This is a genomic window from Propionibacterium sp. (assembly GCF_047719395.1).
Taxonomy (GTDB): Bacteria; Actinomycetota; Actinomycetes; order Propionibacteriales; family Propionibacteriaceae; genus Propionibacterium.
The window spans coordinates 1-17,731 of record NZ_JBDNTB010000004.1 but is presented as its reverse complement, the minus strand read 5'-3'; the positions used below and the strand labels follow the sequence as shown (position 1 = coordinate 17,731).

General features: G+C 65.5%; 9 protein-coding genes. 3 read left to right on the top strand and 6 right to left on the bottom strand.

The window, feature by feature from the left end; translation table 11 throughout:
• Window positions 1-121 precede the first annotated feature (121 nt).
• From ABF648_RS01150 to ABF648_RS01140, 3 genes are all read right to left on the bottom strand, one after another.
• A complete protein-coding gene (locus ABF648_RS01150) occupies window positions 122-349 on the bottom strand; it encodes a DUF3107 domain-containing protein (protein ID WP_415630455.1) in 228 nt (75 codons plus the stop codon).
• 73 nt (window positions 350-422) lie between these two features.
• Window positions 423-1,295: a PP2C family protein-serine/threonine phosphatase gene (locus tag ABF648_RS01145; RefSeq protein WP_415630454.1), complete on the bottom strand. Its 873-nt coding sequence runs from the start codon at window positions 1,293-1,295 to the stop codon at window positions 423-425.
• A gap of 398 nt (window positions 1,296-1,693) precedes the next feature.
• Window positions 1,694-1,900 carry a cold-shock protein gene (locus tag ABF648_RS01140; protein WP_415630453.1) on the bottom strand — a complete coding sequence of 69 codons (207 nt, stop codon included), beginning with the start codon at window positions 1,898-1,900 and terminating at the stop codon, window positions 1,694-1,696.
• Between the two features lie 354 nt (window positions 1,901-2,254).
• Here ABF648_RS01140 and ABF648_RS01135 point away from each other — a divergent pair, with 354 nt between their 5' ends.
• The 3 genes from ABF648_RS01135 to nudC all read left to right on the top strand — a co-directional run bounded on the left by ABF648_RS01135 (window position 2,255) and on the right by nudC (window position 9,984).
• Window positions 2,255-5,587: a PD-(D/E)XK nuclease family protein gene (locus ABF648_RS01135; protein ID WP_415630452.1), complete on the top strand. Its 3,333-nt coding sequence runs from the start codon at window positions 2,255-2,257 to the stop codon at window positions 5,585-5,587.
• Window positions 5,584-9,018 (top strand): ATP-dependent DNA helicase, encoded by a 3,435-nt coding sequence (locus ABF648_RS01130; RefSeq protein ID WP_415630451.1) that lies wholly within the window; start codon window positions 5,584-5,586, stop codon window positions 9,016-9,018. Before ABF648_RS01135 ends, ABF648_RS01130 begins: the two co-directional genes overlap by 4 nt.
• Before the next feature lie 72 nt (window positions 9,019-9,090).
• Complete coding sequence (gene nudC / locus ABF648_RS01125; RefSeq protein WP_415630450.1) at window positions 9,091-9,984, top strand: NAD(+) diphosphatase; 894 nt, start codon at window positions 9,091-9,093, stop codon at window positions 9,982-9,984.
• Here the strand turns inward: nudC and recD are convergent.
• From recD to ABF648_RS01110, 3 genes are read right to left on the bottom strand one after another with little or no spacing between them, the layout of a single operon-like run.
• Complete coding sequence (gene recD / locus ABF648_RS01120) at window positions 9,974-11,812, bottom strand: exodeoxyribonuclease V subunit alpha (RefSeq protein WP_415630449.1); 1,839 nt, start codon at window positions 11,810-11,812, stop codon at window positions 9,974-9,976. The two genes, nudC and recD, sit on opposite strands and share 11 nt — an antisense overlap.
• Entirely contained in the window at window positions 11,809-15,243 is a 3,435-nt protein-coding gene (locus ABF648_RS01115) for a UvrD-helicase domain-containing protein (RefSeq protein WP_415630448.1), read from the bottom strand. Before ABF648_RS01115 ends, recD begins: the two co-directional genes overlap by 4 nt.
• Before the next feature lie 3 nt (window positions 15,244-15,246).
• Window positions 15,247-17,685, bottom strand: a complete 2,439-nt coding sequence (locus ABF648_RS01110; protein ID WP_415630447.1) for a hypothetical protein — start codon at window positions 17,683-17,685, stop codon at window positions 15,247-15,249.
• Window positions 17,686-17,731 lie beyond the last annotated feature (46 nt).

Genomic DNA, 17,731 nt, shown 5'->3' with positions numbered 1-17,731 from the left:
GGGCGCCCGGGTATTTGTTTAAACCGCCCCGGGCCCGCCCCGCGGGGGGCCCGGGGGGGGCGGGGGCGGGTGCCGCCCCAACCGGGGGGGGCCCCCCGGGGGGGGGGGGGCCCCCGCCAGTTCACAGCGACCCGAAACCGACCTTGCGGGAGTGTTCCTGACCCACCTGGATGTAGGCGATCCTGGCGACCGGAATGATCAGTTCGCCGCCCTTGGTGTCGGTGAGGGTGAGCACGCCTTCGTCCTCCGAAAAAGCCTTGTCGAGGGCGGTCTTGAGTTCCTCGCGCTTCTGGTCGGTCTCCACTGCCAGCTCGCGGTTGATGTTCTCGATACCAATCTTGATGTCCACGAGACCAACCTACCCAAGAAAATCGGTGCTCCAGCATGTCTGGGTTCAACCGAGGGCATTGATCCCCTGGATCTCAGCCCGCCTTCTCGGCAGGCGCGGCGACCGCAGCCGGTTCGGCCCTGACCAGGCCCACAGTGATGTTGTCGTGCCCGCCCCGGCCATTTGCCCAGTCGATGAGTTCGCTCGCCATCGCTTCGGCGGTGAGTTCACCGGGCTGGGGGAGTTCGTCCCAGATCGCTCGCAGGTCCTCAGGAGAGGATGCGTAGTTCCACAGTCCATCGCTGCACACCAGCAGCCATCCGGGGCCGGCAACCCGGAAACCACCCAGCTGGGGTTGAAGATCCGGTGCGTTGGGGCCCAGCCACTTGGTGATCGCATGGGCCTGGCTGCTGGCTTCGGCGACGTCTCGTGTGACGCCCAGCTCGATGCTGAGCTGCGCCATGGAATCGTCGGTGGTCAGCATCAGATTCGTTCCGTCATCGCCGAACCAGTAGGCGCGCGAATCGCCCATATTTGCCACGACCACCAAATCCTTGTGGACAAGGGCAAGAACGAGCGTGCATGCATAACCGTCGGTGTCATCACCAGCTGCTTCGACGATCGACTCATTCGCCACGAGGACGGCACGGCGCATTGCCTCGGCAAGATCGCCGGGCTGATCGTGGTGGTCGTGGTCGGTCAACATGCTGATGAGTGTGTCGGTGGCACGATCAACGGCGAGCTGACTCGCGACGTCAGAATGCGGGGAAGTCGACACGCCGTCGGAGACGGCGACGATGGCACTGCGATGAGTGCTCGAGGATGTTGCGGCGATTGCGAGGGCATCCTGATTGGGCGACGATTTCGACCCGACATGGGTCGCACCGCCCGCCCACGATGTCGGGCCGCGGCGCACATCGTCACGGTCGATGGTGCCTGGGTTGTCGCCAGGCTGTTGGCTGGTCATCTGTGTTCCTTGGTTGCCCGGTTGGTGCTATCAAGCCCGCCACGAAGCCCCGTCATGGAAAGGATATGTCTCACCCCAGTCTCAGAACGAACTTGATCCAGGATGAAGTCGCTTGGAAACGTCGCGAATAGCGCTACGTGCGAGTAGATCCGGGCACGAGTTGGTCCGGACACGGGAGAGAATTCCCGACGCAGCGAACAAGCGCTCACGCGACCAAGGCTGCTGCGGCAGCACTCACAGCGTTGCTGTACGCAGCTGCGAGTCGCAGAGTGGTGAGGCCTGGATGCCAATCATCGGGAGGGACTACCGGCAGATTTCCGGGGCAGATTGCCGGGCGGGTTGACATCGTGAGGGGCCCCACCACGCGATGGGGCCCCTCACGACTTTCAGCTGGTTGGTCAGCCGATCAGCTTGACGTGTTCTGCCTGCTGGCCCTTCGGGCCCTGTGCAACGTCGAACTCAACCTTCTGCCCCTCGTCCAAGGAACGGAAACCCGTGGCGTCGATCGCGGAATAGTGAACAAAAACGTCGTCACTCGATCCGTCGACGGCGATGAAACCGTAACCCTTCTCCGCGTTGAACCACTTAACGGTTCCGGTGGCCATGTGAACTCCCTCTTACCTACTCACTGCCGGATCGCACCTCACGACCCGCTGCTCATGTCAGCGCGCCCGAAGGTGCCAACCGTGCCACGACCCGCCCCAGACTCTTACCACTGAATACGTGCCCTGCAAGAACAGTGCCTTTAGCTTTTCATAACGTGCCGACATTGGAAAGGATCAGTGAGATTTGCTGGCTGCAGAGACGTCGAACTCCGTCAATGCGCGCTGATTGGTGGGCAGTCTGATTGGCCATAGACCTTCAGATTGGCCGTCGAATTGCGCGTATGCGGCCGACGGCCGGAATTGCCACGGGAAGGCAGCTCAGAATTGTCAGTGCCGGATGCTTGCATGGTGACCATGTCAGTGCAGTTGTCCGTGCAGCAGCGGGCCTTCCTCGATGCTGCGGCCGTGCCCGGTGCAGCCGTGATGGGCGTGGGTGGCCCCGGTACGGGCAAGACCACCGCCTTGATCGAGGCAGTGGTGGCCCGAGTCGAAGGCGGGGTGGGGCTGGACCGTCTGGTCGTGCTCACCTGGTCCCGCCCGGAGGCGCAGCGGCTGCGTCATGCGGTGATCTCCAGGTTGGGGCGCAGTCAGCTGGCCCCTGTCATCACCACGGTGCCCGGCTGGTGTCTGGCCCTGCAGTCGCGATATGGCCTTCGGGACGCGTTCGGTGAACTGCCTCGATTGCTTACCGGACCTGAACAGGATCTGCAGGTGAGAGAGCTTCTCGATGCTGCAGGACGACGGCCGTGGCCCCAGTCATTGAGGGCTGCCGTGGGTACCGCCGCGTTTGCCCAGCAGATTCGTACAGGACTGGCCAGAGCCCGTCAGCACGGCATGGACCCAGACGATGTCGAGCTCGCCGCCCGCCAGACAGGCCGGCCTGAGTGGCTGGGTGTGGCCCAGTTCTTCGAGCAATATCTCGACGTTCTCGATGCGGAACACGCCTGGGACTACGCCGAACTGGTGCACAGAACCCGCCTGCTCGTGCTCGACGAGTCGGTGGCATCTGCACTGGCGCGAGATGTGTCAGGACTGTTCTGCGACGAATTCGCCGAATGCGATCCTGCCCAGATCGGACTTCTCGCGCAGGTGCACCGGCTCGGAATTCCTGTGGCGGTCATGGCAGATCCGCAGACCTCGGTCTTCGGTTTCCGCGGCGCGGATCCGAGGGCCGCCGCTGATTTCGAGTCACGATTTGCAGCTGCCGGGTTGCCCGTACCGGTGCGGGTGGGTTTTTCCAGTCAGCTGCGCAGTGCGCCCGGCATTGTCATAGGGGTGCGCAGACTGCTGGCCCGGCTGCCGCTGGCAGGCTCGACACTGCCGATGCCACCGGAGGCACTCTCACCGGACGACGAGCCTGTGCGCGTCCGCTGGCATCAGCACGACAGCGCGACGGATCAGGCCGAGGCCGTGGCGAGTGAACTGCGGGAAGCACGGCTCAGAGGCTTCGACTGGTCCGAACAGGCCGTCATCTGTCGCTCGGGCAAGGGTCGGCTCGCTGCGCTGGGCGCTTCGTTGTCCAATATGGATGTGCCCGTCGAGGTCGCCGGTGACGAGATCGCACTGGCCGAGCAGGCCTGTGTCGCGGTGCTCATCGAGGCCCTCGGCGTGTGCCTTGCACTGGCAGATCACCAATCTCCAGATCCCGAAGTTCTTGTGTCACTGCTGGCATCCCCGCTGTGCGGTCTGGACCCAGCTGCGTTGCGCCGACTCGGGCAGCGACTGTGGGTAGCCCAACCTGGAGTGAGCGTTGCAACTGGCGAGCAACTGGTCGTACGCGCTCTGAGTGAGGCGATTGAGGCCGCCGCGCCCTCACATTCTCGGCATGCCACTTCACCGTCGGCAGTTGCGCAGGCCGTTGAGGTGCCACCGCACCCGGCAACGGTCACGACACAGCAAAGGCCCAGCGGTTCACCGCCTGATGTGCAAGACGTGGAACTCGGTGCCGTGCAGCAGTTGGGTTTCCTGCTCGGCGCGACTGCGCGAGACATTGAACGGGGGCGCGCTGGATACGACGTCTTGTGGCAGTTGTGGCACAGCACCGGGTGGCCGGATCGGCTGCGCACCGATGCGCTGTCCAGCGGAACTGCTGCCACGGCGGCAGGTAAGGATCTTGATGCGATCTGCGCCTTGTTCGACCTGGCCTCCCGTCATGTCGAGCTCACCGGTCAGCGTGGTGCGCGCACGCTCATCGCGTTGGTGGAGGGCCAGGAGATCCCTGGCGATGTGGCACGCGAGTCCGATCCACACGGCCGCGGCGTGCGCGTGCTCACCGCTCATCGTGCCCGCGGTCAGGAGTGGCGCAAGGTGGTCATTGTCGACGCCACCGAGGGCTCCTGGCCGGGCCCTCGCCGTAGTGAGGGGCTCATCGGCGCCTCGATGATCGGAGACGATCTGGACGGCCCGACGGGTATGGGGCCTTCCTCCACGGCAGCTTCCTGGGTGCAACAGGAGCGTAGATTGTTCGCACTCGCAGCCAGCCGGGCCTGCGAGGAACTCAGCATTCACGCTGTGTGCGGCACCGGAGAGGAACAACAGCAGGTGTCACGATTCGTCACCGAAATGAGTGCCGAGCTGTCTCCGGTCAGCGTGTCGGGCGCCGGTCCCCGCACTCTCGACAGCCTCGTCGGGGAACTGCGGCGGGTCACCGTCGATGTGCAGGCCTCCAGCAGCTTGCGTGAGGCTGCGGTGGCCCAACTGGCCGTTCTCGCCGCGCAGCGTGATGACAGGGGCCAACCGCTGGTGCCAGCCGCCGACCCGGACCAGTGGTGGGGAATCGCTTCCCGGGGAGTTCAGCCGTCCGGTGCCTCGGTGCTTGCTCGCAGTCCCAAGGCCTGCGACGGATCCGGTGGGGCACCGATCAGTTTGCCCGTCACAGGGTTGGAACGGATTTCACGCTGTCCACGGGCATGGTTCCTCGATGCGCGGGCGGCGGGAGCAGCGCCGGCCGGCCCGGCGGCCGGCATCGGTTCGCTGGTGCACCTGCTGGCCGAGAAGCAGGTGAGTGAAGGTCTGTCACCCGAGGCGATGCACGACTGCGTGGATGACTTCTGGCCGCAGTTGCGATTCGATGCGGCGTGGGTGGCCGACCAGCAGAAGAAGGCCTGTCACGACATGGTGGACAGGCTGATCGCATGGAGTCTTGGTGAGAGTCACAGGCAGGTGCTGGGGGCCGAAATCAGGATTCGGTACCAGCTCAACCTTGGCGAGGATGCAGTGGAGCTGATCGGCACCATAGATCGTCTTGAACGCGAATCCGGCAGTGGGAGACTCCACATCGTCGATTTCAAGACGGGAAACCGGGCGTCCACCGCCCATGATGCAGCGCTGAATGTACAGCTGGCCTGCTACCAACTGGCTGTGGCAGGCGGTGCCTGCGAGCAGTTGACCGGTTCCTCGCCCGAGGTGGCAGGTGCTGAACTGGTGTATCTGAGGGTCCCGGCGTCGGCCAAGCAGCCCAACATGCCGAAGGTCATCCCCCAGCCGAACCTGGAGGCCCATCCCCATCTGCCCGATGGGCCTTCCGACAGCAGTGCCGGCGGCCCGACCTGGTTGCACGACCTGGCACGCGAAGCCGTGGGGTGCATCCGTACCGGGCAGTACCCGGCACTCAGGAACCGTGGCTGCAGCTACTGCCCGCACCGCTCGGACTGCCCCGCCTGGGCTGGCCTGGGAGACCAGTCATGACCGCGAATGGCGCCACGTCCGGGCAACGGATCTGCACGGCTGAACAGCTCCGCGAGTTGCTCGGCGTGCCCTTTTCCGAAGAGCAGATCGCCGCGATCACCGCTCCCATGGCCCCCGGGGTCATCATCGCCGGTGCCGGTACCGGCAAAACAACAGTCATGGCGGCGCGCGTCGTGTGGTTGGTCGCGTCAAGGGCCGTGACTCCTGCCCAGGTGCTCGGGCTCACCTTCACCAGAAAGGCTGCCGCGGAACTCTCCCAGCGCATCGCTCAGGCTCTCGCGAAGATTCCCGAGGGAGCGGAGGTCTACTCGTCGTCGGATGAGGATTGGCAGGATGTGCTCACCTATGACGCCTTCGCGGCGCGCCTGGTCAACGACCATGCACCGAGAATCGGTGTGGATCCACCCGGACGCATCCTCAATGAAGCCTCCCGCTTCCGGCTCGCCTCCCAGGTGGTGGCGAGGGCGCGAGGCGCCTGGGACGTGCTGTCCGGATTGTCACCTGCCACGCTCGTGAGACGGTTGCTCGATCTGGACTCCAACCTCGCCCAGCACCTGGTCAGCATCGATCAGCTCGAAGAATTCACTGCGGCCCACATCGTTGAACTGGATGCAGCCGAGCCCACCAAGCAGGGAAAGCCCTATGCCAAGATAGTTGCAGCACGCGACCAGGCCAGAGCACGCATCGAACTGTTGGGACTCGTCGAGGAGTATCGGAGAGCCAAGGACAAGATCGGCGCCGTCGAGTTCGCCGACCAGATGGCGCTGGCAGCACAGATCGCCAGCGACGTTCCACAGGTCTGCGCCATGCTACGAGAGCAATACAAGGTGGTGCTGCTCGACGAATACCAGGACACCTCGACGGCGCAGGCACTGATGCTGTCCGGCCTGTTCTCCGGCTCAGCACCAGAAGCGGGGCGCGGCCATGCAGTCACTGCCGTCGGCGACCCCTATCAGGGCATCTACGGCTGGCGTGGTGCCTCGGCGGCCAATATGGCCGAGTTCCCACATCTGTTCCCCGCTGCCGACGGAAGTGCTGCTCCGGCATTCTCGCTCACCCTCAACCGGCGAAGTGGGACGGCCATACTGGACGCCGCCAATACCTTGGCCGCAGACCTGGTGGACGATCCGGCCATGCCCGGCGGCCAAGCCGGACAGGTCGCCCTGAAAGCGGCGGATCTGTCGAAATCGGCTGAGATCGTGGCTGCCGGTTTCGACACCGACGGACAGGAACTGGACTGGATCGCCGATGACATCCTGGCCCGCGGGGGCGACGGCGGTTGGGGGCAGATTGCCGTGCTTGCACGGCGCAATGCGACTCTGCCGCAGCTCCACGAGCGCCTGGTGGACCGCGAGATCCCTGTGGAGATCGTCGGCCTCGGTGGCCTGCTGCGGCTTGAACCGATTCGCGAAATCGTGTCCGTACTGCGCTTGCTGGACGATGACACGGACAACAGCGCACTCGTCCAGCTCCTGCGATCACGGCGATGGAACCTCGGCCTGGATGATCTCGAGGCGCTCGGCGATGCCGCGAAGAAGGCTGCCACCGGGCCTCGGCGATTCCGGCCCCCCGCGGCAATGGACGCATCCGCGGAGCCGTCCGAGCAATCCCCGAAGTCGACGCCGGCAGCATCGCTGGAGGAACTCGGGGAGCAGCTGTCGAGATCCTCGGTGTGCCTCATGGATGTGCTGACTGGCTCAGTTCCGGGACTGTCAGCCGAGGGCACTCGAAGGCTACGTCGTTGCCGCAACAGGCTCGCCCGGCTCCACCGGCTGTCCGGCCGGCCGCTTCGCGAGCTCGTCTCGGCGGTAGTCGCCTCGCTGGGGGTATCGGCGGAGTTGCAGGCCGACGCGCGAATGGTCGCCCAGGATCGCCGCCGGCAGGTTTCCCGCTTTCTCGACCTCGTGGAGGAGTTCACCGATCTGGACGGCACGGCCCGGCTGGACGGTTTTCTGGCCTATCTGGCTGCGGAGTCCGAGCTGGATGACGACATGGAGCAGGCCATGAATGTGGCCTCGGATTCGGTGAAATTGCTCACCGTGCATCGCGCCAAGGGCCTCGAATGGAACACTGTCTACCTTCCCGGCCTTGTCGAGGGCACATTTCCCGCGCCCAATCGTGGGGACAACTGGTTGACCGGCCCCCAGCTGCTCCCGGCCCCGCTGCGCGGTGACGCGGGGAGTATTCCCCAACTACGTGAAGTGTCCAATTCCGGCATCGCCGACTACGCCACCCAGCTGCGCCAGGCCGCCAGATTCGCCGAGGACAGGCTTGCCTATGTGGCCGCTACCCGCGCCAAGTCTGTGCTGGTGGCCACCTCCCATGTCTGGACGGCCGGTCTGAAGAAACCGGTGAAGCAGAGCGACTACTACCGACGGCTCGCCGAGTACGCGGCCGAGATGGGGAATGTGCGCCACGAACCCGGACCACCGGCCGACTCGAATCCACTCGGTGAGATACCCGCCGGCGTCATCTGGCCACAGCCGGACGATGCAGAGCACCAGGAACTGCTCAGTTCTGCTGCGGATGCGGTGAGGGCCGCACAGGTCAGTGGTGAGGCATCGACGGTCACGGAGTCAGCATCCTCGCTGGAAGCCCATCGCTTCGAATTGACCGCAGATGAGGAATCAATGGTGAGGCACTGGGCGACGGAGGCACGGCGGCTGTCCCAACTGGAACGTGTCCAACGTCGCCACGGCAGTCCTGCATTGCCGGGCTCGCTGTCGGCGAGTGCAGTGGTGGAATCCCAGCGCAACCCCCGGGCATTCCTGGAGACGCTGGCCCGTCCGATGCCCCGACGCGCCAGCGTCGGGGCAGGCGTGGGAACCCGATTCCACGAATGGCTGGAACTCCGCTTCGCCACCCAGAGGAGCACTCTCACCCAGGACCGGCTCGATGATGACCCGCTGGCCACTGAAATCGAGGGCACCGCCCACGACGCGGAGGCCGAAGTGCGGTTGGCGAAACTGAAGAAGCGCTTCGACCAGGGCCCTTACGCCGATCGTCAGCCCATCGCCGTCGAGGTGCCCTTCGTGCTGGTGCTGGGAGGCCGCCAAATCCGGGGACGCATCGATGCCGTCTACCGGCTCGACGGCACCGACGGTTTCGACTACCAGGTGGTGGACTGGAAGACATACGACTCCGCAGCGGACCCGCTGCAGCTTGCCTTGTACCGGCAGGCGTGGGCAGAGATCAACTCAGTGCCCCCCGAGCGAGTGGATGCGGTGTTCTGCCACGTGATGAGTGGTGCGGTGGAACGTCCCGAACTGCTGCCGGGCGAAGACGCGCTGGTCCGCGTCACGGCAGGCCTGTCCGGCCTCGCCGGCACGAATTCTGAGCCTTCCTCAACCACGCATCAGTTCCGCGACCACTTGGGAACGGATATCACACACCAGTCCGATATCAACTCTGATGACACTGCACAAACATGATCTTGCGGGGAAGCATCGGCATCCGAGAACTGCTCGCGGCGAGGTCAACAGGCCACCGGCTAGCGTTGGGCCATGCCCACTTCGCCCCGAGACCTCACCTGGCAGCTGAACGGCTGGGAGGAACCAGCCTTGCTCGACCACGCCGGAGTGATGCGGGGCGCCCCTGAGGTGCTCGCGAAGCTGTGGTGCACCCCGGGCAGCCGGCTGCTCGTGATCGACCAGCAGGGGCGCTTCGACCCCGAACCCTTCGGCCAGCCGATCCCGGCCGACGCCGAGCCATATCCGGCAGAGGCAACGGTCTTTCTCGGTCTGCTGCGGGGTGTGGCCTGGTTCGCCCGTCGCGGCACGGGGGAGCGCGCCTGCACGGTACGTGAAAGTTCCCTGGATCCCGGCCAGCGGCAGGTCGCGGTGGCCGCCATCGCGGTACTGAACTGGTACCGGAACAACCAGTATTGCGTCGTCTGCGGCGGACAGCTGACCCGCACCAGGGGCGGCTATTCCGCGGTGTGCACGAATTGCGGCAGAGAGACCTTCCCGCGCACAGATCCTGCTGTCATCTGCGGCGTACGGGACCCCGACAACCGGCTCTTCCTGGCCCACCAGGCAACCTGGCCGGCTCATCGGGTGTCCATCCTCGCTGGCTTCATCGAAGCCGGTGAGAGTGCAGAACAGGCTGTGCACCGAGAGATCCAGGAGGAGGCCTCGCTGCGGCTGACCGGGCTGCACTATCTCGGTTCCCAGCCCTGGCCGATGCCCCGCTCGCTGATGTTCAGCTATGTCGCGACCAGCAACGACGCGGGCCAGGTGGACGGCGATGAACTCGCCTGGGGCCACTGGTACACCCGCGATGAGGTGCGTAGACGTGTGGCCGGTGGGCAGCTGGAGCTTCCGGCGGGCTCATCGGTGGGTCACCACATCATCTCCTTGTGGCTGGACGGCCGGCTGCCCGAGCCGATCAGCGGGTGAGCTGAGATCTCAGTCGCTCGGTGAGACCACTGGCCCGCCGTGCGGGAGTGACCACGGCTCTCTCCAAGGATTCTTTGGGCCCGATGATTTCGACGCTGTGACGTGCTCTGGTGATGGCGGTGTACAGCAGCTCGCGGGTGAGCAGCGGCGAATCAGGACCGGGCAGGATCAGCGTGAGCGAGTCGAACTGGCTGCCCTGAGACTTGTGCACCGTCATCGCGAACATGGTCTCCACTTGGTCGAGCAAGAACCGCGGATAGCTCCTGCCACTGCTCATCGCAGCGCGCAGCCCGTCAGGGGTCTGCAGGACCACCCCGGTGTCACCATTGCTCAGTCCGATTTCGGCGATGTTCGTGGTCGCAAGCAGCGGGCAGCCGACGAACCAGTCCCAGTCCTGCGCATGCCCGCTGACACCGCGCTGCACGCGTTCGGCCATCGCAGACCACCGCGCCACCCCGTACGGGCCTGTTCGATGGGCACAGAGCAGTCGGTGCGAGTCGAGCACCTCACTGGCTTTCTGCGCATCGCCGCGTGTGGCCGCGGCGTGAATCGCGGAAGCCTGGATGAGCATCCGGGTGCGCAATCGGGAAAGGTCGGTCAGATCGAGCAGTGCAGGATCGCAGTCGACGAATCGGAGGGGTGCGTCGCCGACAACTGAGCCGGCGGTGGATCCGGTGGCAACCGATTGCATCTTCGCCAGCACTGCCGGGGGATCCCCGCGGCGCACCAGATCGGCGAGATCGGCGATCTGGTGGTCGGAGCGGAAATTGTGACGAAGGTGCAGCACCGCTGAGGTGCCGGGATCGGGCCCAGGCAGTTCGGCGGCACAGATGTCTGCCAGCACGGCACCGGCATCCACAGGCGTGAGCTGGTCCGGATCGCCGACCATGATCAGCTGAGTGTGTGCAGGCAGCGCCTCCAGCAGACGCGCCATCAGGCTGAGCGAGACCATGGACATCTCGTCCACCACCACCAGGTCATAGGGCAGCAGATTCCCGGTGCCATAACGGGGGGCCCGTCCGGGGCGGGCACCCAGGAGACGGTGCAGGGTCACGGCGTGCACGGTGTCCATGCCCAGCCGCTCATGCACAGGGGCGATGTCAAGGGCCTGGCCGAGCCGCGCCGCAGCCTTGCCGGTGGGTGCGGCGAGCGCGATCCGGAGATTGCGGCCGCGTGCGGAGAACTGATCTGCGATGGTGAGCACCAGACGCGCGACAGTGGTGGTCTTGCCCGTACCCGGGCCGCCTGCGATGACGCTGGTGCGAGCCCGTGCTGCCGTTCGAACGGCGTTGCGCTGGTCGATCTCACGGGGATCGGCACCGAACCAGTGGTCAAGGCTCGAGGCGAGCACCCGTTCGTCGGCATCGGCTGCCGATCCGCAGCGCGATGGCAGCAGTTTCGTGATCGACTCTTGGTCGCACCAGTACCGCTCCAGGTAGACGGACCCGTCCACCAGGCGCAACGGACGCGTGTTCGGGGGAGTGCGCTCGTCACCGACAAGCGCGGACCCCTCGAGTGCGGCGATCCATTCCGATTCAGCGGGCCACGGCAAACCATCGAGGATGTCGCGCAGTGGCAGGCCGGCGTCGTCCTCACGGTGAGCGAAGGCAGCCGCAAGAGTCCTCACCTGGGCCAGCGGCAGGCACACCGATCCTGCCCGCAGTGCACGGACAGCGAGCGCCGCGGCCAGGCCGACACGCTCGTCGTGTTCACCGCAGGTTCTGGTGAGCATGAGCGCCGCGTGGACATCTGGCGCCGACACCAGGCGAGCATCCGTGAACTCGGCAACCAGGCCACGCGCCGACACGACTCGGCCGTCGGTGGTCATGACGGGTCACCCCCGGCGAGCAGCTGCGAGGCCGCCTCAATGAATTCGGGATGGGGATGCCAGCTGAACACGCCCGTTTGACTGGCGCCGTGTGCAGGACCGGGACCGGACATTCCTCGTACGAACAGATAGCCGACTCCACCCAAGTGCAATTCGGGCCGGTACCCAGGCAGCCGTTGGCGAAGGTATCGATGCGTCGCGATGCTGTAGAGCAGCGCCTGGAGAGGATAGTGGGCCGCGATCATTGCGCGAGCCATCGCCCGGCTCGTGTAGTGGCGGGGTGCCAGGGTTTCACCCGCCGCAGTGGGAAGCCGATTCGTCTTGTAGTCGAGCACTACGAATCGGGACTGGTCCGAGGCGACCGGCCGGTCCGATCCTAGGGGTGAGCCCTGCGGCACCCGCAGCAGTACATCGATGGATCCCGTCAGGAATCCGGCAAGCGCCTGGTCTGCTCCCGGCGTGGCGGCGAGCACAGCGCCGTACCCGGACAGTGGATCCTCCGGTGGCACCAGCAGAGGATCAGACCACAGTTTGGCCAGGTCTTTGAGGTGGTGTCGTGCACCGGAATTGCCCAAGGGCATCTCGAACTCCATCTCAGCCAGTCTGTTGGCGGCCCCGAGATCTGCCAGTGACAGCCCATCGGTCAGTCCTGCAAGCGGTGTGCGCAGCACGGTGAGCAATCCGGCGGCGAGGGCGTCGGCATCCAGCTCGGCCACCGGCCACTGTGCGAGCATGGTGGCGGCGCAGTCGCGCAGTTCCTGCTCGACACCAGGAGACGCCGGATCGACCTGCTCCAGGATCGAATGCACAAGAGATCCGAATTGGGTGCCGCCTGGCAGACTGGCCAGGCCGGGCCGAAGAGAATCGGCATCCGCATCGACGATTTGGCCTGCGGCGGGGTCAACAGCCATGTCTGCGGCGCCCAATTCGGGCTCGTCGTCCCCGCCCGGCACCGGAGCATCCTGGTGGGCGCCAGCGGTCAGGCCCGTGTACGACGTGCGGGCCCACTGCCGGTCGATGTGGTCGTGGAAGTGCCGCACGGCGAGAGGCCCGCTGGTCGGTCTGTCGAGGACGACCAGGGGCCCCGGCCCGGGCCGGGGCACCGAGACAACCTCGACGCAGCTGCGGTCCAGCGGCCAGGACTGGGGATTCCGGCCTCCGGGGCATCGTGATGGTGGCGCCTCCCCGTCGGCACATCGTGCGCTCACCAGCCGGTGCAATGGCGAGCAATCGGTGTTGTAACGAGTGTTGGTCCACCAGGCGAGAATCCTGCTCTGCGCACGGGTGGCAGCGACATAGAGCAGCCGCAGATCTTCGGCCTGTTCCTCGGCGAGCTTGGCTGCGTCGCGGCTGGGTTCCAGATCGCCGAAGATGTCGAGGACCAGCTTGCCATTGTCGTGCACGAGTGTGCGCCGCCGTCTGCTCTCGGGGTCGGTGGACACATAACGATCTGCCATGTCGGGGAGTGCGACCACCGGGAACTGAAGGCCCTTGGCCTTGTGAACGGTCATGATGGAGACCGCGGGCAGGTCCGTCTCGAGCCTGCGGACAGCCTCGTCGTCCTGATGGTCTCCTGCCGCCTCGATCTGCGAGTACAGCCACTCGCGCAGCCCGGTGAGGTCGAGCCCGCCATCATGAGCTGCCTCGTCGAGCCGCTCGGTGAGATGACGCAGATCGGTGAGGGTGCGCTGACCAGTGTTCGGCTGTGCGAGCAGCCTGGTCTCCAGGCCGGTGCGCACGCGAAGCACTTCGAACGCTCCCGCCGGGCCCTGGGTACGCAGCGTGACACGAAGCATTTTGACCAGGCCCATCAACTCGTCCTGGTCGACATCTGTCGCGGTGGCGAGCCGATCGGGGGACCAGCCCACCATGGCAGTGGTCGACAACTGGAGCAGTCTCGACACCTGTGGTTCCAGCGCTGCGTCGAGCACGGCAAGCCAATCCTTCGCCGCGACGGAGGCGAAGATCCCCTCGCCCCCGGTGAAAACTGCGGGTATTCCGGCGCCTGTCAATGCCCGCAGAATCGCCTGTCCGGTGGCTCGCCGACGCACCAGCACAGCCAGGTCGGCGGGTTTCAGCGTTCGCCACTTGTGGTTGTCCTCGATTTCGGCGTCGTTCAGAAGCGAGCTGAAGGTACGCACGAGATCGGCACAGACGGTTTTTCGCGCCTGGTCAGCGCGCAATGTGCGCTCTGGGCACATGGCCCGGATCTGGACGGCAGGAGCCGTGCGCTCCGACCCGCTGGGCCGCAGCCGGGCAGCGGTGTGGCGGGACTGCACCGGGGAGAGCCGGATCTCCTGACCTCCGGCGCCCAGTCCTGCGGTTCCGAAAACGGCGGACACGCCCTGGATGACGCCTGGATCGGACCGGTGGTTGCACGCCAGGGTGAAGCGGTGGTCGGCTTGCGTGGTGGCGTCCAGATAGGCCTGCACATCTGCCCCTCTGAAACCGTAGATGGCCTGTTTGGGGTCACCCACCACCACGAGACGCGTCCTGTGGTGGAAGGCGCGTTGCAGGATTGTCCATTGGGCCGGATCTGTGTCCTGGAACTCATCCACCATCACCACGTCGAAACGCGCGGCGAGCGTGCGGGCAGCCATCTCCCCGGTGCTCGGATCGGTCAAGGCGGCCACCACTCGCTGAACCATGTCGTCGAAGCTGTGCACGCGAAGGCGGCGGGCCCGTTCGGCAGCGTCTCGGCGGATGCGGCTGGCAAATTCCATCCTGGTGCGGGCGGCTTCGTTTCCGGCCGGCGCGGCAAGCAGCGGCAGGCCCTGGTGCTGCAGTATTTGTTCGCCCATCCGCAAGGCATCTCGATGGGGCAGCAGGGGGGAGCCTGTCATGCCCGTCGCGACCAGGGCGTCGTCAATGGCATGGCGATTGAGATCGGCAATCAGCTGCTCGGAGTGGACGTCGTCGTCGTGGTCGACCAGTTGGCCGAGTTCGTCGAGCAGCCGTGCGCAGAACTCATGGGTGGTCGCTATCGTCGCCCGACCGAAATCGCCGAGCGCATCGTCCAGGCGGGTGAGTCTGCTGTTCAGCAATTCCTGCGGCCCTTCACACAGGCGGGCGATGACCTCGTCGAACTCGCCAGCAGATGTTCGGGGGCGTTGGGGAGAAGCATCACCGCCCGCCGGATGGGCTGCATCTGTGCAGTCATCGGTGCAGCCGGCCGCGACGGCCTGTTGGAGCGCGCTGCGGCTCAGCTGGAGGCGTTCGTGCACCCGCGAGCGCAGTTCCAGGCTGGCCGAGCGCGCGAAGGTGACGAGCATCACCTTGTCGATGGTGGTGACCCCCTCGGCGATCAACCGCACGGTGGCTGCCGCGAGTGCGAAGGTCTTTCCGGTACCCGCGCTCGCTTCGAGCACCGTTGTTCCCTCGGCCAGCTCGTCGTTCGGGTCGAAGGAGGGCAACTGGCTGGGGGCTGTCATTGCTCAGCACCCGCCCTGCAGCACTGAAGTCTCGCACTGGAATTCGTGCAAGGGTGCACTCTGGTGGTGATTCACCAGAGGCAGGTAGAGCCAGCTGCACAGATTCACGAAACGTGAGGATGAGTTGTTCACCGGGTCCGCCGGTTCTGGTGCCATGGACCGAAGCTGGTCCCAGTCCAGGCCGAGGTGTTCGGCCCACAGCACCGAGTACTGCGTCTCCCGGCGAAAGGCCTTGGCGACTTCCCAGCTGCGCGTCTCAGCATTCGACCAGCCCATCCGCGACCACAGTTGCGCCTGGCAGTGCGCCGTCTCGGGTGGCAGCGGGAGAAAGACGTGCGTGCCACGCAGATACACGCCCAGCAGCTGGCCAGCAATGATGCTGGCTTGGTCACCGGCCGGCGCAAGCAGTGTGTGCACCTCGTCGCGGCCCACCAGCACAGCCCGGTCCACGGCCAGTCCTGCCGATTGTGCAATCAGGAGTGTGACCCACTCCGCGACGAGATCTTTGGCCCGGATGCGACCATAGCGGTGGCTCACCAGCGCTCCCGCGTAGCTCGTGATGCGACCGATGACCCCGATGCCGTCATCGTCCAGCAGCACGTCGGCCTCGGTGGGTTGAATACGCAGACGATTCAGGGCATCGACCATGGCCATCAGCCGGGGCAATGCCGAGGATGCCTCCGCGATGCCTGGTGGGCCTGGCGGCAAGGCCCCACTGAGCAAGGCGGCGTCCACGACATGCTCAGGCTGTTCACCATCGAGCAGCCTGCCGAGCATCGACGTGCCCAGGGTGAATCTCTCCAGCCCATCCAATTCGACAGGCAGATCCACCGGCAGTTCGCGACGCGGCTCGGTGGGCAGGAAGCCGAAGGTGTGGCGGAACCATGAGGCGGCAGGAGCTTGGTAGAAATCGGCCACATCCCTGAGCGAAGCAGGCCCGCCCCCACCCAGGTGCTCCGGAATGCTGATGCGCCACACAGGTCTGGGAGGGTTCTGTTCTACTGGCTTGTCCAGGCGGAGCGCGCCCTTGAGGGCTTGGGCATCGAAGCTGAACGTGCGACCCCTGGCATCGGGCCTGAAATTTGCTGCAGAGTGCGGTTGAAGCGGATGCCAGCGGATCAGAGCATCCGCATCGTACATCTGTGGGGAGGTGGGCCTGTCAGGCCAGCGTCGCTGCGCCGCGGGAACACCAGTGGCCTCCAGAAGATCCGAGATGATCACCGGCTCGGGAAGTATCGCCCCGGTGAGCGGATCCGCTCCGGAACCGATGATCACCAATCGTTCGGTGGCACCCATCAGCGCGTCGATGAGGCCCTGACGATCCAGTGCAGCGCGGTCGGGCCGGGTGCAGTCCACCCCCGGTCTGGCGAGCAGATCGTCGCCGGCGACCCTGGATGGCCTGGGCAGGTGCTGGTCGTCGACTCCGAGCAGGCAGACGACACGATGCGGAATGCGACCCATCTCTCCCAGAGCACAGATTTCGAGGTCTCCGCTACCGAGGACCACGGAACGGTGTCTGGCCGGTAGCGTGAGGCGCAGCAGCGCGGCGATGTCATTGCGGCTCAACACGGGGGAGTTCTGCGGGCATCGTTGTGCCAGTTCGCCCAACCGGGAGGTCACTTGGTTGAGCTGCCAGTTCTGCTCGGCAACAAGAGGGCTGACGAGGTCGCGGAGCATCGACTCGAGCCGGTGGGTCCAGGTTGCGATGCTGGCTGGTTCGCCGCAGGCCAGCAGGTGCATACGGATGCGTGACACGAGTTCGGCGATCGCCCCGATGAGCGAGACATCGGAGCCTTCGACATGTTCGACAGGGACGACAGTGTCGATCCTTGTCAGCGGCGAGTCCGAGAGGACGATTCCGGCGAGCAGACGATCGATGCCACTGATCCAGGTACCTTGGCGGACAGCGCCCAGGCCCTGACGCCTGCGCTGCGCCGCGTCGATTCCCCAACGGATCTGCGCCCGGCTGAACAGTTCGGGAAGCCTTGCGAGGTCGTCCTCCTCGAGGTCGAAGTGCGCGGCGACCGCCGGGATGCTTGATATTTCGACGAGGTCTGCGGCAGTGGCGCGATGGTCGGGCAGTTCAAGCAGGGTGACGAGCAGATCCCGGATCTGGTTGGACTCGCCGGGGCTGTCGCTCAGCCTGGCGCGCAGCAGATGCCCCGGATGCAGGCCCTGTTCATCGCTCGGTGCCAGATGGGCCGACAGCAGAGGCGCGTAGCGCGTCAGGTCGGTGCACACGACCACGACGTCGCGTGGCTGCAGAGTGGGATCGGTGTCGAACAGATCACACAGGATTTCGCGGAGCACCTCCACCTGACGATCTGGGCCGTGACACATGTGGAAGCGGACCGAGTCGTCAGGGATGCGCGCCCCGTCTGGGGTGATATCGGCCCGCAGGTCTCGTTGCATTCTGGTCAGCACCGTGCTGGGCGTTGACACGCCTGAGGTTGACAGGCCTGAGGTTGACAGGCCTGGTGGGAGGGCG